The following is a 21,864-nucleotide window of genomic DNA, read 5'->3' as shown; positions in this document are numbered from 1 at the left end:
ATTAACGCCGCGACCAACATTAAAGCCGTCGGGCTGGCGGTGTTAGCCCTTGGAGAGAATGTAAGCGGCATGGGGCCAGTCTCCGTGTCCGGTTCTCGGTGAATTGGGAATCCCCTTCCTTTAGGGAGGGGAGCAGTCAATTGGATGCACCTAAGCAAAAAAATATTTTGTACTAGCGCTGCAGGCTTTCCAGCAAGCCGCTGCGCCGCTCAACACGGCGGGCAATAGCCTGTTCAAATACGTTCCGGCCCGGCTCCAGCAAGGTAAAATGCTGGCTGGCCCGGGTAATGCCGGTATAAAGCAGCTCCTTGGTCAGCACCGGATTCAGCGCCTCGGGCAGGATCAGCGCCGTATGTTCAAACTCCGAGCCCTGAGACTTGTGTACTGTCATGGCAAACACGGTTTCCACCTCGCTCAGCCGGCTTGGCAGCACAAAACGCAGCTCGTTACTGCCGTCGTTGCGGGCAAACGCTACCCTGAGCACGGCGCGACCGTCTTGTTCCGGCAGCCGCAGAGCAATGCCGATGTCGCCGTTCATCAGCCCCAGGCTGTAATCATTGCGGGTCACCAGTACGGGCCGGCCTTCATACCAACCTTCAGCAGCGCTGAGCAGACCGCGCCGGTGCAACAGACCGGCAATGCGCAGGTTCAGCCCTTCCACCCCCCAGGGGCCGCGGCGCACCGCACACAAAAGGCGAAAACGATCAAAGGCCGTCAGCACACTGTCGGCCCAGTCATGCCAGGCGTTATCATCAAAGGCGGTATTCACGGCCGGGCGTGTGTTGTTCAATACTTCCAGATAATGGCCGTAGCCCAGCGCCTTACCTCTGCCACCATAAAGCAAACGGTTCAGGCTGCTGTCCTGCTCGCCCTTCATGCGTACCGAGGCAATATCGTCATACTGGCCCAGCAAGGCCCGGGCCAGCGTCGCCTGCTGGCTGTTTACTGCCTCCGCCAGCCGGCCAATGCCGGAGCCACCGGCAAAGCGGCGGGAATAGCGCAACATCAGCACCCGCTGGGCCAGCGCGTGGCGCTCTGAATCTCCGGCCAGCAGTGACGGATGAGCCACCTGTTCACCACTGACCGCTTCCAGCCAGGCTTTGCGCTCCGGAGTATAGAGTCCCTGTTCGGCCTGACTGCACAAATCTCCCAACAGCGCCCCCGCTTCCACTGAAGCCAGCTGATCCTTGTCTCCCAGCAACAACAGACGGGCATGCGCCGGCAGGGCCATCAGCAGGCTGTGCATCATTTCCAGGTCAATCATGGACGCCTCATCCACCACCAGCACATCCAGCGGCAGCGGATTCCCTCCATGATGACGAAAATGCCGGCTGCCAGGCACACTGCCCAGCAGGCGATGCAGGGTGCTCACTTCCGTGGGAATATGAGCGCGTACCGTTTCATTCACCGGCAGCCTGACTACCTGATTACCAATAGACTCGGTCAGCCGGGCCGCCGCCTTGCCGGTGGGTGCCGCCAGCCTGATGCGCAACGGCTGGCTGGCGGTGCCCTGCAACAACGCCAGCAGCCGCACCACAGTGGTGGTTTTGCCGGTACCGGGGCCGCCGGTGATCAGGGTAAAACCACTGCTGGCAGCCAGGGCACAGGCCAGCTTCTGCCAGTCGGTCTGGCGCTCGCCATTAATTCTGAGCGGCTCGGGAAACAGCCGCTCAAGCCAGACGGGCAGATCATCGGGCACGTCCCTGTCATCTCGAATACGGGCCGCCAGCACTTCAGCAACTCCCTGCTCATAACTCCAGTAGCGGCGCAGATAAAGCCGTTCACCACTGAGCACCAGCGGTCGCTCCGCTTCTCCCTTGGCCGCTATCAGCGGACTTTGTGCCAGCGCCTGCTGCCAGTCACTCAGGGTCAGTCCGGCCAGCCACAAAGACGGCAGCCAGGCATCCGCCAGACCTTCTTCTCCTTCCGGTGGCAACGACAGGGCAAAGTCCGGCTCGGCCAGGGTGGCCGCCAGGTCCAGACACACATGGCCATGACCAAGCTGGTGGCTGGCCAGTGCCGCCGCCAGCAGGACACGCGGATCTGCGCCTGGCACCTGCTCAGCCAGAAAGCCCGCCAGGGCGCTGTCCAGGGATCTGAGCCAGCCAAGCCCCACCCACTGCTCCAGCAGGGACTGCAGCTCCTGCGTTGACGTCTTGGCGGTGATCATGACCCGCTCTCCTCGTTCTGTTCGCCATAAAACAGCTGGTTTAATGTTTCAATCAGGGCTTTGGGCGGCCGCTCCAACCAGCCGGCACCGGGGCTGCGCACAAAAGCATACAGGGCACCGCCCATGTGGGTGTCGTAGTCATAATCAGGCAGGCGCAGCAGCAACTGGCGGTGCAGCGCCAGCACATAGAGTACCGCCTGAAGATCGTAACGGTGGCGAATTACCTGGTTTTCCATGGCCGCTGGCGTGTAATCACCGTCGTCGGGCCCCAGCCAGTTCGACTTGTAATCCACCACGTAATAACGGCCCTCATGCTCAAACACCAGATCGATAAAGCCCTTGAGCATGCCGTTAAGCCGGCCGGGTGCCAGCTCGGGTCGATCCCGCTCAGGCAGAATATGCTGACGTATCAGGCCGTCAAGGGCCGGAATGTGCACATGGCTCACTTCCAGCCAGAATTCCAGCTCAGGCTGACACTGCTCCAGTTGCTGCAGCGCCGGCCCGCCGGCAAACAGGGGCGTGCTCATCAGCCCCAGCAGCCAGTCGGTGAGTGGTGTGGTCCATTCAGTCATGCCTCTCAGCTGACAGCGCCGCGCCAGCTGGGTGGCCAACTCTTCAGGCCGGGCCGCCAGTCCCTCATTCAGCGCCAGCTCCAGCAAACCGTGTAAAAAGGTGCCCGCCGCCGGTCCGCGAGGAAACCGGTGCAGCCCGGGCGTTTCACCGGGGCGCAGCGGCACAAAGGGGCGTCCGGTGTCGTCATCACCGCTTTTTTCTGCTTCGGGCCGCTCCGGTGAGGCATCGTCAAAACGCCGGCCGGCATCGTTACGGCTTAATAAAGCGCTGTAGGAGGCTATCCACCAGTGCTCCGCTGCCGGCCGTCCTGGCTCGGCCCATACCGGCTCAGCCACATCGTCATCACAGGCCTGCAAAAGCGTCTTATTGGCCTCGGGAGCGGCGCACAGGGCGGTATCGGCACTTTCCAGCGGCTGCAGCCACTGGCTCAAGTTACCCGCAAGTGTGGCACCGCCGCCCAGCAGCCGGCCAATGGCCGAGTCATGCAAGCGCGACTGCTTGCTGTTGCCCACACCAATATCGGCCAGCCCCAGCCAGCAGGCGTGGCGGGCCCGGGTCAGCGCCACATAGAGCAGGCGCAGATCTTCTCCCAGCCGCTCCCGCTCGGCCCGGGCCTTTTGCTCATCGGTGGGGCTCAGCACCAGCCGCTTGCGGCCGTTTTCATGCAGCTGCACCGCGCTGCCTCTGGCCCCGCTTTCACGAAAACTGCAGATAAAGGGCAGAAATACCAGCGGATATTCCAGTCCCTTGGACTTGTGAATGGTCACCACCCGCACCAGAGCAGCATCGCTTTCCAGCCGCAGCACCTGCTCATCGGCGGCTTCCCGCTCACCGTTAATGCACTCGGCCAGATGGCGGATCAGCGCCTGCTCGCCATCCAGGGTGGCGGCGGCCTGCTGCATCAGCTCCGCCAGATGCAACAGGTTGGTCAGCCGGCGCTCTCCTTCCGTGCCCAGCAGCAGCCGGGCCGGCAGCTCAAAGTCGTGCAGCAGCCGGTGCACCATGGGCAGCACGCCCTGGCGCTGCCACAGCCGGCGATAATCCCGAAACTGCATGACCCTGGCTTCCCAGTGGCGCTCATCCTGATTCAGCCGCTCCAGCTCAGCCAGACTCAGCCCCAGGCTGGCGGTGGCCAGCGCGGCTCTGAGTTTGCCGTCCTGCTCCGGCGCGGCGCAGGCCTGCAGCCAGTGCAGCACATCACCGGCCTCGGAGCTGGCAAACACCGAATCCTTGTCGGACAGATACACACTGCGCACGCCCCGCTCCGCCAGTGCCCGGCGAATGGCCTGAGCTTCACGAAAGCTGCGCACCAGCACGGCCATGTCGCTGGGTCTGACCGACGTAAAACCGTCTTCGCCGGCAAAACCGGCCCGGCCTTCACCGCCCAGATTCAGCAAGTGCGTCATATGGCTGGCACAGCGGGCCGCCATGTCATTCACATAGGCACCGCCGGAAAAGGGCTTGTCGTCCTCGTTATCGAGCTGCCACAACACCAGCGCCGGCCAGGGATTATCATCACACTGCCACTGCTCACTGCGGCCTCTGGCCTTGACCGGCATAAAAGGCAGCGGATTCTGACCGTTCTCACGAAACAGAAACGCCCCCTGCTCATGGGCTTCGGCTCGCTCGAACAAGCGGTTCACCGCCGACACCATGGTGCGGGAGGAGCGAAAGTTGGTGTCCAGGGTGTAGTGCCGGTCTTTGGTGGCTGCACGGGCGTCCAGATAGGTATAAATATCCGCCCCACGAAAGGCATAAATGGCCTGTTTGGGATCGCCAATCATAAAGAGGCCGCTGTCGGCATCGTTATCGGCCACACGGTAAATGGTGTTGAAAATACGATATTGCAGGGGGTCTGTGTCCTGAAATTCGTCGATCAGTGCCACCGGAAACTGCCGCCGAATCACCTCGGCCAGTCGCGGGCCGTTTTCGCCGGCAAGCGCATCATCCAGCCGGGTGAGCATATCATCAAAGCCCATTTCCGCCCGCCGGCGTTTTTCCAGCTCAAAGCGCGCCCGCACACGCCCGGCGGCATGGCGCAGCGGGGCTTCCAAAGGCGCGGCCAGCGCTGTCAGCTCGGCGGGCAAAGTTTCCATGGCGGCAAAAGCCGGGTGCTCGGGCGCGGCGGCCGTGTCTTTCCAGGCTTCGGTAATGCCGCTCTGGCTCAGGCGATAAAACGCCGCCTCCGTTAACGGCAGCACCAGCTCGTCGCTGCTCAGCCAGTCCCGAATAACACTCAGCCAGCCGTCGGTACGTTTGGCCTGCAGCCACTTGCCCTGCACCTGCTTGGCGGCAATGGCGGTTTGCAGCAGCTGCTCTATCTCGTTCACCCACACTTGCCAGGGCGCTTTTATCGCTCTGAGTCTGGCCTCACGCTCATTCAGCCGGGTGGTGAGCAGCTCTCCCAGCTCGCCTGGCACCTGCTCCGGCTCGGCTAACAGCGGACGTACCTTATGCAGCAGGGTATCAGGGGTTTGCCAGTGGGCTATCACCCAGTCCAGTGCCGCACCGCTCAGGTCATAACAGTGTTGTCGCCAGTAATCCCGCACCACTCCGGCCAGCAGCTCGCTGTGATCGGTCTGCAGGGTCTGGGTAAAAAGGCTGCCGCTGTCAAAGGCATGCTCACGCAGCATGCGCTGACACCAGCCATGAATGGTGGACACCGCCGCCTCGTCCATCCACTGGGCGGCAATGTCCAGACGGTGAGCGCAGCCCGGCCACTGCCCGGGAGCAAAGTCGTCTCTCAGTGTGCGCAGCAGATCGTCGCCATCGGTTTCCTTGCGAAAGACCGCTGCCGCTTCCACCAGCCGGCTGCGAATGCGATCGCGCAGCTCCTGAGTGGCAGCCTCGGTAAAGGTGACCACCAGAATTTCCGGCGGCAGCAGCTCCCGTTTAAACCCCTGCTCACCGCCATGGCCCAGCACCAGCCGCAGATAAAGAGCTGAAATGGTAAAGGTTTTTCCGGTGCCGGCACTGGCTTCAATCAGCCGGCTGCCGTGCAGGGGAAACGTCAGCGCCAGCGGACGCGATGCATTCATGATGAAGTCTCCTGTGGCTGAGGGCCATATTCCAGCAGCGGCCGGTACAGCTGCTCGCTGATGCGGATAAAACGGCCATCGGCCTGCAGAGCGTCAAAGTCGGGAAACTGGCGCGCCAGAACACCGCTCTCGGCCCGCTCGCCGGCATAATGAAAATCGTCGCCGTTATAGGTTTTGCTGGCAGCCAGCTCCGCTTTGGCGGGGTCTTTTTGCTCAAGGGCACTCATGGCGGTTTTCAATGCCACCGGCAGCGGGGCCGTCATGCCCGCCTGCAGGGCGTCAAGCCACTGCTGCACCAGGGTGAGTGCCGTGCTCTGTGGCAGTGGCGGTGCCTGCAGGGTGACGTCTTCACCCACCAGATACAGACTCAGTTCAATGCCGCTGGCACAGGCCACTGTCTGGGCCACAAAGGCGTGTAACAGCCGGTGCCAGCGCACACTTTTACCACTTTTCAGATCGCCCGGCTGCAGTTCAATCAGCACCAGTTGTTCACCTTGCCGGCGCAAGCCCCCCAGCCAGCCTTCCAGCTGCAGCGCGCCATGGCTGACCGACAGCGGCAACGGGGATTCCAGCAAGTCAGGCCAGGCATGACAAAGGGCCTGGTAGCGGCTTAGTTGCTCCGGCAATGATTCCAGCATCTCGGCCCGCAGCCGCTCACCAAAACCCGCCAGCGGCAAACGCCCCTGCCCCTGCAGCCGGCGGGCGGCGGTATTCAGGGCGTCATTCACTTCATCGGCCACGGCAGCGGCGTTCAGCAACTCCCGTTTGATCATGTAGCGCTCCAGGCCGTCGAGACCGAAGGGCTCTTCGTCCTGACGGGCGGCGGCGTCCCGCTCCAGTATCACCTTGAGCCGGCGGGCAAAAAAAGTGGCCACGGGCTGGCGCAAAAATTGCTGCAGCTGCTCCAGCGTGACCGGGCCATCGGGTTGCCATATTGGCAAGGCACTTTCAATGCCAGCCGCTGCAGGCTGTGCCACCCACTCACGGGCATAGCTTTGCAGGTCACTGCCCTGGGTAAAATAGCGCCGGCTGAAGGGCTGCAGCGGATGCTCGGTGGTCATGGCATCCAGCAGGGTGCCGCCGTTTTGCAGCTGCCAGCCACTCAGGTGATCCCGCAGCTGCCCCACCAGCACAGACGGCGGCCGCTCGGTATTGTCACGAATGCTGCGTCCTACCCAGCTGATATAAAGACCGTCCCGGGCCGACAACAGGGCTTCCAGCATCAGGTAGCGATCGTCTTCCCGGCGGGAACGGTCCCCGGGCCGGTAGTCTTGCCCCATTAAATCAAAGTCGAGCGGGGTCACGCTACGCGGGTAGTCGCCGTCATTCATGCCCAGCAGACACACCCGTTTAAAGGGAATGGCGCGCATGGGCATCAGGGTACAGAAGTTAACGGCACCGGCCAGAAAACGCTGGCTGAGCCGGCCCTGATCCACGGCTCCCAGCCAGGCTTCCCGTACCACGGTCAATGGCAGCGGCTCGGTCAGATCAACCCCGGAGCACAGCTCGTGCCAGTGCTCCAGCGCCTCGGTCAGGCCGGCCAGCAGGCTCTGCTCCCGCTCGTTTTCCGGCTCAAAAAATTGTGCTAGCAGGCCATGCAGCACCACCGCCCAGTCGTCAGCAGCCATGGCATCACTCAGGTTATGATGCAGCTGGTCAATGGCATTCAGCAAGTTGGCCAGAGGCCCTATTATGGCCGCATCCAGGCCGCCGATTTCATCATAGGGCTCTATGCCGGCCCAGGCATCCCCGGCACCCACCGCATAACCCAGCAACATACGCCGCAGGCCAAAGCGCCAGGTGTTCTGCTCCAGACCATCGGGCAGCCCCAGTCCGGCCCGGCGCTGAGCATCCAGACCCCAGCGCACACCGGCACCTTCAATCCAGCGGCGCAACACCGGCAGGTCGGCATCGGCAATGTCAAAACGCCGGCGCAGGGCCGCCACCTCCAGCAGATCAAGTACTTCACTTACCGGCAGCCGGCTTTCCGGCAGGCGCAGCAAATGCTCCAGGGCAATCAGCAGCGGCTCACAGCCCCGGCTGCCCTGATCCGCCAGGGTAAAGGGAATAAAGCGATCATCGTCGCGCTCATACTGGCCAAACACCGCCTGAATATGAGGAGCATACACATTAATGTCAGGCACCATCACAATAATGTCTCGCGGGCGCAAGGCCTTGTCCTGCGAGAAACGGGCCAGCAGTTGATCGTGCAGAATTTCCACTTCCCGCTGGGGGCTGTGGCCGATATGAAACTCGATACTGAGCTGTTCTTGCGTCAGCGGCGACCAGTATTCACGGCTTTCTGCCGGCGGGCGCAAATTAAGAATGTCGTCCTGCAGCTGGCCCAGCAGGTGACTGGTATCGCCGTTATCAAACAAATCAATACGGCTGCCAATGGCATTAAAACGGGCACGGTAGCTGTCGGGATCATCCAGGCTGTCGAGCAGGTTGATATAGTCCCGCCCCTGCTTGCCCCAGGCCGCCAGCAGCGGGTGCGCATGCTGATGCAGCTCGGTGTCGTTCAGCCCCGGCGACTGGCCGGTCTTGCGGGCATGGCGGCGGTACTGGTGCCGCAGCAAGTCCTGATCCGGCACTATGTCGCCCCAGTGATGCTGGCAGGGGTTGTGTACGCACAGCAATACCTGAGTAAAGCGGGCCATGGCCGCCAGCGCTTCCAGGGTTTGTGCCGGCAATGAGGAAATGCCAAATACCACCACCCGGCGCGGCAAACCGGCAGGCCTTTGTTCGCAGCGGCGCAGCTGCGCCACAAAGCGCGGGTGCACCCCGGCCCGGCTGCCCGCCAGCTCCTGCTCGCCCACATCGGCAAGCAGGGCCCGCCACAGCGCCGGCTGCCAGCGCACGGCGTCGTCCAGCGGCTGCTCGCCCCGGCGGCCGTGGATCATGATGTCCCGGCCCTCAGCCCAGGCCGCCAGCCAGTCGGCTCTGTAAACCTGATACTGATCAAACAAGTCCGCCAGCCGCTCCGCCAGCTGATAGCGCTTGCGGCCGTCACCGTCGTCATGCAAAAAACGTTCAAGGGGTGCAAACACAGCCTCGCTGCACAGCCCGGGCAAGAGCCGCATCAGCCGCCAGGTGAGCGGGGCTTTGTCCAGCGGCGACAAGCGCGGAATGGTGTCGCTGCCCAGCACAGCGCGATAGCTCTGCCACAGAAAACGAGCCGGCAGGTCAACCTGCACCGCAGCGGCAATGCCGCCACTGTCGCGGGCGGCCAGGGCCAGCTTAAGCCACTGAGCGATACCATTGCTCTGCACCAGTACCACTTCGTTTTCCAGCGGGGCCAGGGGGTAGCGCCGCATCCAGGTGACGGCCAGCGCTCTCAGCTCCTCCAGATGGTTACCATGCACCACCATCAATCCCGGGCTGAGGCCGTTTTCATTTTGCATTGCGAGTCCTTTTTTCCCGTGCGTGACGCCTATCATAGTGCCGAATGGCCGCGACATTAAGTGTCGCCCGCTCCCATGGTCAAAAAGCTGCCTGGTGACCAGAAATTGCCAATGGCCGGCAAATGGTTACAATCCTAATCTTTTGCGCTCGCGAAAAAGCCGGCCTGACGTTTTTTCAGGCCCATGGAATAACAATAACAAGGAGTCATTTATGACGGCAAAACAGCAGCAAAGCGTGCATTTTGGCGACATTGATCGACGTTTGCCTCAACATTCACTGCAGCCAAATAAGGTGCCGGACACCCGCATCGACTGCTTCACTTTCTTTTCGGTTTTGTTCATTCTCGCTGCGGTCACCCTGCCTCTGGTGCTGTTTCCGGAGCAAGGTGCCAGCTGGGTGGCACAGGCCAAAACCTGGATCACAGACACTTTTGGCGTCTTTTATCTGGCACTGGGACTGACCGCCGTGCTGTTTGTGATTTACATTTCGTTTTCGGATATTGGCAGTATCAAGCTCGGCAAGCCCGAAGACGAAATGGAATTCAAAAACAGCTCCTGGGCAGCCATGATGTTTTGCGGCGGCATTGGTGCCAGCATTCTGTACTGGGGCATTATTGAATGGGCCTATTATTATCAGGGACCGCCTTTTGGTTTGCAGCCGGGCACACCCGACGCCATTCGCTGGGCGGCCACCTACGGAATTTTTCACTGGGGGCCGGTGGCCTGGTCCATTTATCTGATCCCGGCCATTCCCATTGCTTATTTTGCCCATGTGCGCAACTCGCCCCGCCTGAAGGTCAGCCAGAGTCTGGCCCCCCTGTTTGGTGAAAGCTTTGCCTGCAGCAACTGGGGCAAGCTGGTGGATGTGTTTTTTGTCTTTGGCATGATTGGCGGTGGTGCCACCACCCTGGGGCTGGCCTCACCCATGGTCACCGAAGGCCTGCATGAGCTGTTTGGCCTGCCGGTAAATAACTGGAGCCGGGTCATGGTGCTGCTGGGCACCACGGCACTCTTTGCCTGGAGTGCATGGCGCGGCCTGAAAAGCGGTATTCAGCTCTTTTCCAACATCAACTTTTATCTGGCGCTGGCATTTTTGGTGGTAGTACTGTTTGCCGGCCCCACTGGTTTTATTCTGAATACCGGACTGGAAAGCATTGGTCGTTCACTGACTCAGATGATCACCATGATGACCTGGACCGAGTCGTTTGGTCCCTTTGCTGATCATGGCTTTAACGAAACCCGCTTTGCCAAGGACTGGACCATTTTTTACTGGGCCTGGTGGCTGGTATTTGCCCCTACTGTGGGGCTGTTTATTGCCAAGATATCCAGAGGCCGTACCATTCGCCAGATGGTGGTGGGCTCCATTTTCTTCGGGTCTTTGGGCTGTGCTGTTTTTTTTATGATCCTGGGCAACTATGGCCTGTATATGCAGCTGTCCGGTGAACTGGATATTGTCGCCATTCTGAATCAGCAAAGCCCGACCGCGGCCATTTTTGCAGTACTGAACACCCTGCCGATGAGCTGGCTGATGGTGGCCGTGTTTACCCTGCTGGCCATTATTTTTACCGCCACTACCTTTGATTCCATTTCCTTTATTCTGGCCTCTGTGGTGCAGCGGGAAGTGGACGGCGAGCCGCACCGCTGGAACCGGCTGTTCTGGGCCTTTACCCTGTGCTTTATGCCAGCGGTATTAATGTTCCTGGGTGGTTTGTCGACCCTGCAGACCGCGTCCATTTTTGCCGGCGCACCGCTTATCGTCATCATGGCCATGATGATGATCTCCATTATCAAGGCGGCCAAATACGATCTGCACTATCAGCCGGATTATTCCCTGAAGACCATTCACATTGAGGAGCTGCCCGAAACTGCCCCCTGGGAGCAGGGTGAAACCTCGGAAGCACCGGAAGGCTCTGTGCTGGCCCAGCAGGCAGAATATGATGAAATGCGTCAGCAGCAGGAAGAAGATGCTGAAAAGATCACACCGCTGAAAACCTGATTAATCAGCCGGCGTTGCTGTCGCTGGTCTGGGCCATGGCTTCCACCCGGGCAAATTCCACGCCCATGGTTTGCAGCTGCGCCTTGCCTCTGGCGGTGAGATCCGAGATAAACAAAAACTGCTGGCGGGGATCCATGGGGTAGGCCTTGATGCGATAACGGCTGCCCCAGGGATGATCTTCCATCACCACCACAACGGGCCGGCTCAGCTTGAGATAAGGGCTGGACAGCGCCACCTCATGCAATATCCGGCGCACCTGGTAAGCATCGTGCGCCGGGGCCAGATAAAAGCTGGCCACGCACATCAGGCTGGCACCGCCGTTATTGGCATTGCGGATCAGTCCGTTCCACAGTTTTAAATGGGGCACCACCACGACGGTGTCGTCGGGGGTCACCATTTCTACTGCCCGCAGGCCAATATGGCGCACCTCGCCATAACAGCCATCCACTTCAATCCAGTCCCCGGGCCGGTAAGGCCGTTCATAGGCAGCCACCACACCGGCAAACAGACTGCTGACATAATCCTTGAGGGCAAAACCCAGCGCCAGCCCCACGGCCCCGAGAATAGCCACCATATTACGCAAAGAAGGCTCAATCAGCAGGCTGACTATCCAGCCAATGGCCACCGCCACCACCAGAATACGCAACGTGGGGATCAGCGCCAGCACCCAGTGCCGCCGCCGGCCGTGCAAACGGGCTGCCAGCATGGGCAACAGGCGTTGAATAAGCCAGGCCAGCAGCAGCGCCACTGCCACCACCAGAGCCAGCTCAATCAGCAGTCCGGGGGTGATACTTCGAAATAAATTACGGACTTTTTCCGCATCCAAAACGCGCTCCTTGCTAAAATTCGTCGAGACAATGATCCCGGCCGGCCAGAAACTCCCGCACTTCACCATACGCCACCGGACTGATATGCCAGCGGGTTTGCTCTCTCGCTACCAGCCCGGCCGCCAGCATTCTGAGCAAACTGGCGGCCAGCTGCTCCGGCGCCAGCATGGGCAGCACCTGTTGTAATGCCGCCTCATTCAGCCCGCCATGCAACAGCAGAGCATAGAGCACAAAACCTTCGTTATCGTGCATGCTGGCCGGAATATGAGGCAGCGGCGGCTGTTCAAGCTCGGCTTTCCACAGCGCCAGCGCCACACCGGCGTTGCCCCGGGCGCGGGCGGCCAGCCGGGTGAGCTGACGCTCAGCGCCTTTGATGCCAAGCTCACGCAACAGACCGGGCGTCGCCGGAGCAAAGCAATAAACGGCGCTCAGGCCCGGATCAAAACCCTGGGTGATAAAACGGTAAGTCCAGCTGTTACACACCACCAGGCCGGTGCCAAAGGCTCCCTGTACCAGCTGCATCAACAGGCAGCGTAAAAACCTCATGCCAGTGGCGGTACGCAGAAAGTAGCGGCTGATATCATCAATCAGCCAGGGACCGCGTACCTGCTGGCTTTGCCACCAGGCTTCCACATCGGCGCTGACCAGCTGAGTGATAGTAGGCGGCTGCAGACAAGGCCATTGTCGCCATTCTGCCCAGTCCCGGGCAATGTCGGCGGTGGCACTGAAAGGAGGGTCCAGTAAAAAACGCACTTCCCGGGTTTGGCCCGGCCAGCCTTTAAGACCATGATCCAGCGCTTTTACTGCAGGCGTGCGGTTAAAACCGGCATAGTCTGGCAGCGTGCTGCCATTGTTGGTATCGGACTCGTCGGTTATGCCAAACACCCGCTGCAACTTGTGCCAGCCGCGCTGCAGCCGGGTGCTGGCCGGCGGCTCCGGACACTGAAAGTCACTCAGTAATATTAATCGCCAGTGGCCATTGGCAGCCATAATGCAGTCTCCTTACCAGCGTGATCATCTGCCTTGAATATGGGCTGACCGCTTTTAGTATAAGAGCGATACTCAGGCCGCCACGGAATAATATTTCATCCAGCCCAGCAACAGACCTGCAGCACCCAGGCCCCAGACCAGCGTTGCGCCTGCCAGCGTAGTAAATAAACTAAAACGATAGCTGAACCAGTATACCGCCAGCAAATAAGCGGCATAAGGCAGCAAGGAATACAGACCAAACAGCGCCGTTACCCTTAAATCCGCCATGGTTCGTTCTGTGCCCACCAGATAATGAGCAATCAGTGCAAAGGTGGGAAACAAAGGCACCAGCCCGGCAATAAAAAAGCTTTTGGACCGGGACAGCAGCGCAATCAGCAGTACCGCCAGCGCACCCAGTAACGATTTCAAAAACAGTGATAACACTCTCTTCCTCCGATCAGCCGTGCCTGGACTGCTGCATTAAAACTGTTTCAGCATGCTTTCATCATACTGTTCGGCATTCAGGGTCACCCCGTGCTGTTCAGCCAGCGTGTTCAGCTCAGCCTGCTTGTCTGCCAGCTCATCCATGACAATGGTGTTGTCATCCAGCTGCCACAGCTGGCGCGAGCCGGCATAACAAAACTGCAGTATCTGCATGGCGGTTTCATTGCCTTCGCGGGCAGCCGCTTCCACCTGCCGGCGTTTGCGGGCAATCTTGTTCAGCCGCTGTTTCAGATCCCACACATACACAACCTCGGTCATAAAAGGGTGCTGACGAAACCGGCTGAGCCCGGCCCCCACCAGCAGCGCTGCAAACACCACTCCCAGCAGGTTCCAGTGAAAGTGACTGCCATCGGCATCGGGGAAAAACGCTATCAGCAGCTGAGAAATAGCCAGACTGAGCACGGCCAGTACCAGTGCAGACCCGATAAACACTTTATTAAGATGCCCTCGGTAGCGCTTTTTATCTATCTGTTTAAGTTTCATAACCACCTGAAAAATTAATTAAAAGCGGCTGCATTATAAGCGCGCCCGGCCCTTCTTGCTAATGCGCCGGGCCTTGCTCCAGCACGGCAATAGCAGTAACATTCGCGCCTTTTTGCAAAGGGGCTGCCATGATCGGATTTGACTACGGTACATCAAACTGCGCTGTTGGTGTCATGGACGGCAATCGCCCAATGATATTGCCGCTGGGTAAACACGGCCGCTATATCGCCTCCAGTTTGTATGCCCCCAGCCGTGAGGTGATCGTCAACTGGCTGCATCGTCAGCTGCCAGCAGCCGAACAACATCACTTCGCCCAACAGCGCCGGCTGCAGCTGCAAAAAGGTCAGACCGAGCTGAACGAGCTGGCGCTGGACGGTATTTCCGGTGAACTGTTCTTTGGCCGCGATGCCCTGAACAGCTATCTGCAGGAGCCCGATGAAGGCTACTACATCAAATCACCCAAGTCGTTTCTGGGGGCCAGTGGCCTGCTGCCGGCGCAGATTGAGCTGTTTGAAGACATAGTCGCAGCCATGATGAGCAATGTGAAAAACCTGACCGAGGCCAGCCTGGGCAGAGCCGTGACGCAAACCGTCATTGGCCGGCCGGTTAACTTTCAGGGCCTGCGCGGCGAAGAAAGCAACGATCAGGCATTGGCCATATTGACCCGGGCCGCCAAACGGGTGGGCTTTAAGGAGGTCGAATTTCAGTTTGAACCGGTGGCGGCAGGATTTGAATATGAAGCCAGCCTGAACAAGGAAACCCGGGTTCTGGTGGTGGACATTGGCGGCGGCACCACCGACTGCTCCATGATACTGATGGGGCCACAGCAGGCACAGCGTGAAGATCGCAGCCGGGATCTGCTCAGCCACAGTGGTGAACGGGTGGGCGGCAACGACTTTGATATTGCCTTTGCCCTCAAGGGAATCATGCCGGCCTTTGGCCTGAACAGCCTGCTTGCCAGCGGAAAAACCATGCCCGCCAACAGCTACTGGCAGGCGGTGGCCATTAACGATATTCATCAGCAAACCGGGTTTTACAGCGCCGCCAACCGCCGCCTGCTGCAACAACTGGAGCGGGATGCGGCCGAGCCCGCGCTGATAAACCGGCTGCTTAAGGTACAGAAACACAAACTCAGTTACCGGGTGGTTAACGCCGCCGAGCAGAGCAAAATTGCCTTTACCGAGCAGACCCGCCAACGGATTGAACTGTGCGATATCGATAATAATTTAAGCCTTGAACTAAGCCGTGATGACTTTGCCCAGGCCTGCCAGCGCGAGCTTGGCCGTATTACCAGCCTGATGCAAAGTGCCATTACAGAGGCAGGCACTCAGCCTGAAGTGGTGTTTGTTACCGGCGGCACGGCCAAATCGCCGGTGCTGAAGCGTTTTTTACAGCGGGCGTTTCCCCACACTCCCATTGTGGTTGGCGATCATTTTGGCAGTGTTACCGCAGGGTTAACCCGCTGGGCCAGGCGAATTTATTGCTGACAGAGTATAAAAGTTACAAATTTAGCCGGAACTGCCCTACCGCATCCACTATCTGCCGGGCACCCTGCTGTATATCTCGCATGACATTACCCGAGTCACTGGACAGGGTGAGAGCCTGCTGTGCCCGGCTCATGCTTTCTTCTATCAGAATAACCACCTGCTCGGTCAGCTTGCGGTTCTCCGAGACCATGGTAATGATTTCTTCGGTGACCGAACTGGTGCGGGCCGCCAGATTGCGTACTTCGTCAGCCACCACGGCAAACCCTCTGCCCTGCTCGCCGGCACGAGCCGCTTCTATGGCGGCATTCAGTGCCAGCAGATTGGTCTGATCGGCAATACCGCGAATACTGCTGACCAGCTCGGCCACACGCTGCGACTGGCTGTCCAGCTCTGAAATACCGGCACTGGCGCTGCTCATCTGGCTTGAGAGCTCATTCATGGTACTGATGGTGGCATCGATCACCTGCATGCCCTTGCGCGTATTTTCATCGGTGGCTTTGGAAATATCATATGCGATATCAGATGTTTCGGCGGTAGCCAGCTCGCGGTTCACCTGTTCGGTTATCACAGTGGCAAACTTTACTACCTTATAAAGCTCACCGGCTTCGTCGTGAATGGGGTTATAAGAGGCTTCCAGCCAGACCACATTGCCCCGGCTGTCAAGACGGCGAAACCGATCCGATACGTATTCGCCCGAACGCAGCTGCTGCCAGAATTGGCGGTAAGCATCACTGTGCACCTCCTGCTCGTCACAGAACAGCTGATGATGTTTGCCGATGATCTGACTCCGAGTGTAACCCATGGCATTGAGAAAGTTGGCATTGGCATTCAGAATAATGCCATCCAGACTGAATTCAATCACCGCCGAAGAGCGATCCAGCGCCGACAGCATGTCTTCTTTTTCCCGAGAGCGGGAAATGGTGCGGGTCACTTCAGCAGAATAAGCCGCCAGCACAGGCTCGCCCGCGCCACAAACCGCAACAGGCTGAATAATGGTACGATACCAGACTTCATCACCGTTTTGATTGAGCATCTGCATTGCTCCGTGCCAATGCTTGCCCGACTCAATGGCACTCAGCATTTTTTGGCAATGCTCTTTTTCAAGCGCAGCGGGTACCAGAAAACGGGTTAACGGCTGTTGTAACAAGTCATCAATTTTGCGCGGGAAACCCCGTCCTTTCAGGGCGGGGAGGGATAGCACGACGGCGTCAGCCGCCCCTGTTCCCGCCTCTCCTTTTAAACTGGTTATCTATACAGTGGTTTACTAAACTAAGCGTATGACGAAACGCGCCTATAAATATCGGTTTTACCCAACTCCCGAACAGGCTGAGCTGCTGGCGCAGACCTTCGGCTGTGTGCGTTTTGTCTATAACGCCATACTGCGCTGGCGTACCGATGCTTTTTATCAGCGTCAGGAAAAAATCGGCTACGTTGGTGCTAACGCCCGACTGACCGAACTCAAGAAAGATCCTGAGCTGGCGTTTCTGTCTGAGGTGTCGTGTGTGCCCTTGCAGCAATGCCTGCGCCACCAGCAAACCGCCTTCAAGAATTTCTTTGAAGGCCGTGCCAAGTACCCGGTATTTAAGCACAAGCGGCACCGCCAGTCGGCGGAGTTCACCCGCTCGGCCTTCAAATACCGAGACGGCAAGCTGTATCTGGCCAAGAGCAAAACCCCGCTGAATATTCGCTGGAGCCGTGAACTGCCCGGCGAGCCCAGTACCGTGACCGTTTCCAAGGACTCGGCAGGCCGTTACTTTGTGAGCTGCCTGTGTGAGTTCGCGCCCAGTAAACTGCCGGTTACTCCCAACATGACCGGCATTGATCTGGGTCTGACAGATCTGTTTATCACCGACCAGGGTGAACGGGTCGGCAATCCCCGCCATACCGCGAAATACGCCGCCAGGCTGGCCAAGGCACAGCGCTGGCTGAGCAAGAAAAAGCTCGGCTCGGCCAATCGCGCCAAGGCTCGGCAGAAGGTGGCGAAACTTCACGCCAAGATTTCCGATTGCCGACAGGACAACTTGCACAAGCTGTCTCGCAGACTGATTAACGAGAACCAAGTAGTCTGCGTTGAATCCCTGACAGTGAAAAACATGATCCGCAACCCGAAACTCAGCAAGGCCATTGCTGATGCCGGCTGGGGCGAGTTCGTGCGCCAGTTGGCGTACAAGGCGGAATGGGCCGGGCGCTCACTGGTCGCCATTGACCAGTGGTTCCCCAGCTCCAAACGCTGCTCGGGTTGCGGGCATACCTTGTCGTCGCTGCCGTTGTCGGTCAGGAAATGGGACTGCCCCGAATGTGGCGCACACCATGACCGCGACATTAACGCCGCGACCAACATTAAAGCCGTCGGGCTGGCGGTGTTAGCCCTTGGAGAGAATGTAAGCGGCATGGGGCCAGTCTCCGTGTCCGGTTCTCGGTGAATTGGGAATCCCCTTCCTTTAGGGAGGAGCAGTCAATACTGTATGGCAGCGGCCTCAGAATCACCGAATGCCTGCGGCTTAGAGTACAGGACATTGGCTTTAACGACGGCTCGGTCACCGTGCGTAACGGCAAGGGCAACAAAGACAGAAAAACCATGCTGAGCCAACGGCTGAACGACTTGCTGCACCGACAGATAGAAAGCGCCTTGTCCATTCAGCAAGAAGATAACCTCAAAGGCGTTGGTCCATCACTGCCTTACGCCATTGGCAAAAAATACCCCAATGCCTTTCGCCAGCCCGCCTGGATGTTTGTGTTCCCGTCCGTCAGCCTGTGCAAACATCCCGTTACCGGCGTGGTTTGCCGCCATCATCTGCATGACTCTGTGCCACGCAAGGCGCTTAAAGTGGCAGTACGTCAGGCCGGCATCTGCAACAAACGCATCAGTTGCCATACCTTTCGCCATTCATTTGCCACGCACCTGCTTGAAAGCGGCCGCGATATCAGAACCGTCCAGGAGCTGCTTGGCCACAGCGATGTGCGCACCACTCAGATTTACACCCATGTGCTCGGTCAGCACTTTGCCGGCACACACAGCCCTCTGGACTTTCTTGCCGGTGCGGACAATCAGTAACCAATGCGATGTTGGCTGAACACCACGCAGGCTACCGCCAGACCTTGCAGGCGATCATCCTGATTGCAGCTTTATAAATTTGCGACTTATTTTGACGCACTGGCAGGATAATTCAATTGAGACTGATCAATAAGGTGAGCAGGACTGTTTAATTGTCGGCCATTCAGGCTCCGTGAGCCGAATAGATAGGCTAATCGGCTCAGGATCTGAGCCGATTAAGGTTGGCTTACTCCAGCACTCGCGCCAGCTCCTCCAGCGAGCCAGGGTCGTCTATGGTGGACGGCACCACATATTGCTCACCGTCGGCAATCTGGCGGATCACCCGGCGCAGTATTTTGCCGGAGCGGGTTTTGGGCAGCCGGTCTACGATAATGGCCTGTTTAAAGCAGGCTACCGCACCCACCTGGTCGCGCACCAGTTGCAGCAGCGCCCGTTCAATACTGCCGTTGTCGGAGACATAGCCGTCTTTCAGCACCACCAGCCCCAGGGGCAGCTGGCCTTTCAGCTCGTCGTGCACACCAATCACGGCGCATTCCGCTACCGCTTCATGGCTGCCCACAATCTCTTCCATCTCGCCGGTGGACAAGCGATGGCCGGCCACGTTGATCACATCGTCCATACGGCCCATCACAAACAGGTAGCCGTCTTCATCCATGTAGCCGCCGTCGCCGGATACGTAAAAACCCGGGAACTGGCCGAGATAGCCGGATTCAAAACGGTCGTGATTGCGCCACACCGTGGGCAGGCAGCCCGGTGGCAGCGGCCGTTCAATGGCTATGTAGCCCTGCTCGCCAGCGGCCTGCGCCTCACCCAGCTCATTGAGCACTTTCACCTTGTAACCCGGGGTGGGTTTGGTGGCGGAACCGGGTTTGGTGGTAAAACGCTCCAGCCCCAGCGGGTTGCCGGCAATGGCCCAGCCGGTTTCGGTCTGCCACCAGTGATCCACCACAGGGCGCTTGGTATGAGTTTCCACCCAGTCGAGGGTGGGCGGATCCAGCCGTTCACCGGCCATAAAAATGGTGGTGAGTTTGTCCATGGGGTAATGGGCCAGCTGCTCGCCGTTCGGGTCTTCCTTTTTAATGGCGCGAAACGCCGTGGGTGCCGAAAACAGCACTTTTACGCCATATTCGTCGCACACCCGCCAGAAGGCACCGGGATCCGGCGTTTTCACCGGCTTGCCTTCATACATAATGGTGGTGCAGCCGTAAATAAGCGGCGCATACACTATGTAGGAATGACCCACCACCCAGCCCACGTCGGAGGCGGCCCAGAACACATCGCCGGGCTTTACGTTGTAAATGGTGTTCATGCTGTAGTTCAGCGCCACGGCATGGCCGCCGTTGTCGCGCACCACGCCCTTGGGTTTGCCGGTGGTGCCCGAGGTATACAGAATGTAGAGCGGATCCGTGGCTTTTACCGGCACACAGGGGTGCGGCTCGGCCTTTTGCATCAGGGCCGACCAGTCCTTGTCGCGATCATGAGGTAAATCTGCCGGGCATTCCGGCCGTTGCACCACCACCACATGCTCGGGCTTACAGCGGCTGTCCATCACCGCCTTGTCTACCAGCGGCTTGTAGGGGATCACCTTGTTTACTTCCACCCCGCAGCTGGCGGTGAGCAGCACTTTGGGCTCGGCGTCTTCAATGCGCACCGCCAGCTCGTGAGGGGCAAAGCCGCCAAACACCACGGAATGAATGGCCCCCAGCCGGGCACAGGCCAGCATGGAAATAGCCGCTTCCGGGATCATGGGCATATAAATCACCACCCGGTCGCCTTTTTGCACCCCCAGTGCGGCCAGCATGCCGGCGGCCCTGGCCACCTGATCCCGCAGCACGCGGTAGGTGTAACGGGCCTTCCGGCCAGTGACCGGCGAGTCATAAATCAGCGCGGTCTGATCGCCCCTGCCCTGCGCCACATGGTAATCCAGCGCCAGATGGGCGGTGTTCAGCTCGCCATCGGCAAACCAGCGCTCTATTCCGTGCTCGTCCTGGCTTAATATGGTTTGCGGAAAGGTAAACCAGTCCAGCTGCTGTGCTTGCTGTTTCCAGAACACTTCCGGCGAATTGGCCGCCAAATCAAATGCCTGCTGATAGGTGAACATGCTGCTTGCTCCTGACATTGCTTTTCCTTAAGCGCCGCGGGCGCATTGATGATTAAAACGGCACGCGCACTACCCCTTCCATTAAAATGCGCGCACTGCGACTCATGGTGACTTTTTCCACCATCCAGCCTTGCTCGGTGTGCCGAGCGCTGGCCCCTACCTTGAGGGTGCCGGACGGATGACCAAAGGTAACCGACTCCCGCTCGCAGCCGCCGGCGGCCAGGTTAACCAGAGTGCCGGGCACACAGGCGGCGGCGGCAATGGCCACGGCGGCGGTGCCCATCATGGCGTGGTGCAGCTTGCCCATAGACAGCGCCCGCACCAGCACATCGGTATCGTTTTTTGCTACGGTTTTGCCACTGGAGGCCACATAGGCCGCCGGCCCCGCTACAAAGGCTACCTTGGGGGTGTGCTGGCGGCTTGCTGCCTGTTCCGGTGTGTTGATCAGCCCCATTTTCACCGCGCCAGCCGCGCGAATACGCTCAAACAGGGTCAGAGTGTCGGCATTGTCGTTAATGGCCGGCTGCAGCTCGGTGCCGGTAAAGCCGATGTCTTGTGCATTAATAAAAATGGTGGGAATGCCGGCGTTGATGAGCGTGGCGTCAAGGGTGCCGATGCCGGGCACGTCCAGCTTGTCGACCAAATTACCGGTGGGAAACATAGCCCCTTCACCGGGTGCCATAAAGTCCACCTCAATTTCCGCCGCGGGAAAGGTGACGCCATCCAGCGTAAAGTCGCCGGTTTCCTGCACCTCGCCGTTTTGCATGGGCACATGCACCAGCAGGGTTTTGCCTATGTTGGCCTGCCATACCCGCACCGTAGCCATGCCATTTTGCGGCACCCGCTCCACCAGGCCGGCATGAATGGCAAAAGGCCCCACCGCCGCCGACAGGTTGCCGCAGTTGCCGCTCCAGTCCACAAAGGGCTGATCGATGGGCACCTGGCCAAACAGATAGTCCACATCGTGATCCGGCTGTTGGCTTTTCGACACAATCACGGTTTTGCTGGTGCTGGAGGTAGCCCCGCCCATGCCGTCTGTGTGCTTGCCGTAAGGATCCGGGCTGCCAATGACCCGCAGCAATAGCTTGTCTCTGGCCTCGCCGGGCACTTGCGCCGCCGGCGGCAGATCGCTCAGGTTAAAAAACACCCCCTTGCTGGTGCCGCCACGCATATAGGTGGCGGGAATTTTCAGCTGGGGTGCAAAGGTGTTGCTTGCCATGGTTTCTTCCTTCTAATTGCCCGTTGTAGGCCCGAATT

Annotated in this window: 14 protein-coding genes; 4 read left to right on the top strand and 10 right to left on the bottom strand. The window is 59.2% G+C overall.

The annotated features are described in order from the left end of the window. Positions 1–172: 172 nt before the first annotated feature. From recD to recC, 3 genes are read right to left on the bottom strand one after another with little or no spacing between them, the layout of a single operon-like run. A complete protein-coding gene (gene recD, locus R0I78_RS12870; protein WP_317075611.1) occupies positions 173–2,170 on the bottom strand; it encodes an exodeoxyribonuclease V subunit alpha in 1,998 nt (665 codons plus the stop codon). After that, positions 2,167–5,781, bottom strand: a complete 3,615-nt coding sequence (gene recB / locus R0I78_RS12865; protein WP_317075610.1) for an exodeoxyribonuclease V subunit beta — start codon at positions 5,779–5,781, stop codon at positions 2,167–2,169. Before recB ends, recD begins: the two co-directional genes overlap by 4 nt. Further along, on the bottom strand, positions 5,778–9,185 hold the full coding sequence (gene recC / locus R0I78_RS12860) for an exodeoxyribonuclease V subunit gamma (RefSeq protein WP_317075609.1): 3,408 nt from the start codon (positions 9,183–9,185) through the stop codon (positions 5,778–5,780). The genes recB and recC overlap by 4 nt, the downstream gene beginning before the upstream one ends. A 211-nt stretch (positions 9,186–9,396) precedes the next feature. Here recC and R0I78_RS12855 point away from each other — a divergent pair, with 211 nt between their 5' ends. Continuing rightward, positions 9,397–11,181, top strand: a complete 1,785-nt coding sequence (locus tag R0I78_RS12855) for a BCCT family transporter (protein ID WP_317075608.1) — start codon at positions 9,397–9,399, stop codon at positions 11,179–11,181. A 4-nt stretch (positions 11,182–11,185) separates the two neighbouring features. Here the strand turns inward: R0I78_RS12855 and R0I78_RS12850 are convergent, their stop codons facing one another. The 4 genes from R0I78_RS12850 to R0I78_RS12835 all read right to left on the bottom strand — a co-directional run bounded on the left by R0I78_RS12850 (position 11,186) and on the right by R0I78_RS12835 (position 13,964). Further along, a complete protein-coding gene (locus R0I78_RS12850) occupies positions 11,186–12,007 on the bottom strand; it encodes a mechanosensitive ion channel family protein (RefSeq protein WP_317075607.1) in 822 nt (273 codons plus the stop codon). Positions 12,008–12,020: 13 nt separating this feature from the next. Further along, on the bottom strand, positions 12,021–12,998 hold the full coding sequence (locus R0I78_RS12845; protein WP_317075606.1) for a hypothetical protein: 978 nt from the start codon (positions 12,996–12,998) through the stop codon (positions 12,021–12,023). A gap of 72 nt (positions 12,999–13,070) precedes the next feature. After that, the gene (locus R0I78_RS12840) at positions 13,071–13,421 is read right to left on the bottom strand and encodes a GlpM family protein (protein ID WP_019933943.1); all 351 of its coding nucleotides are present in this window, start codon (positions 13,419–13,421) and stop codon (positions 13,071–13,073) included. 36 nt (positions 13,422–13,457) lie between these two features. Then, positions 13,458–13,964 carry a DUF3087 domain-containing protein gene (locus tag R0I78_RS12835; RefSeq protein WP_019933944.1) on the bottom strand — a complete coding sequence of 169 codons (507 nt, stop codon included), beginning with the start codon at positions 13,962–13,964 and terminating at the stop codon, positions 13,458–13,460. A 128-nt stretch (positions 13,965–14,092) separates the two neighbouring features. On the opposite strand from R0I78_RS12835, the gene yegD reads away from it, so the two are divergent. Beyond that, a complete protein-coding gene (gene yegD, locus R0I78_RS12830) occupies positions 14,093–15,451 on the top strand; it encodes a molecular chaperone (RefSeq protein WP_317075605.1) in 1,359 nt (452 codons plus the stop codon). A gap of 13 nt (positions 15,452–15,464) precedes the next feature. Here the strand turns inward: yegD and R0I78_RS12825 are convergent, their stop codons facing one another. Next, entirely contained in the window at positions 15,465–16,652 is a 1,188-nt protein-coding gene (locus tag R0I78_RS12825) for a methyl-accepting chemotaxis protein (protein ID WP_410506584.1), read from the bottom strand. 76 nt (positions 16,653–16,728) lie between these two features. Here R0I78_RS12825 and R0I78_RS12820 point away from each other — a divergent pair, with 76 nt between their 5' ends. Continuing rightward, on the top strand, positions 16,729–17,874 hold the full coding sequence (locus tag R0I78_RS12820; protein WP_317075603.1) for an RNA-guided endonuclease TnpB family protein: 1,146 nt from the start codon (positions 16,729–16,731) through the stop codon (positions 17,872–17,874). Continuing rightward, entirely contained in the window at positions 17,871–18,506 is a 636-nt protein-coding gene (locus R0I78_RS12815) for a tyrosine-type recombinase/integrase (protein WP_410506583.1), read from the top strand. The genes R0I78_RS12820 and R0I78_RS12815 overlap by 4 nt, the downstream gene beginning before the upstream one ends. A gap of 226 nt (positions 18,507–18,732) precedes the next feature. Here the strand turns inward: R0I78_RS12815 and R0I78_RS12810 are convergent, their stop codons facing one another. Both R0I78_RS12810 and prpF read right to left on the bottom strand, forming a co-directional pair. Next, the gene (locus tag R0I78_RS12810; protein ID WP_317075602.1) at positions 18,733–20,607 is read right to left on the bottom strand and encodes a propionyl-CoA synthetase; all 1,875 of its coding nucleotides are present in this window, start codon (positions 20,605–20,607) and stop codon (positions 18,733–18,735) included. 52 nt (positions 20,608–20,659) lie between these two features. Next, the gene (prpF, locus tag R0I78_RS12805; RefSeq protein ID WP_317075601.1) at positions 20,660–21,826 is read right to left on the bottom strand and encodes a 2-methylaconitate cis-trans isomerase PrpF; all 1,167 of its coding nucleotides are present in this window, start codon (positions 21,824–21,826) and stop codon (positions 20,660–20,662) included. Positions 21,827–21,864: the final 38 nt, after the last annotated feature.

The sequence above is a fragment of the Oceanimonas sp. CAM02 genome, assembly GCF_032842915.1.
GTDB lineage: Bacteria > Pseudomonadota > Gammaproteobacteria > Enterobacterales > Aeromonadaceae > Oceanimonas > Oceanimonas smirnovii.
Note: the sequence above shows the minus strand (reverse complement) of the source record. Positions and strands in the feature narration are given on the sequence as shown.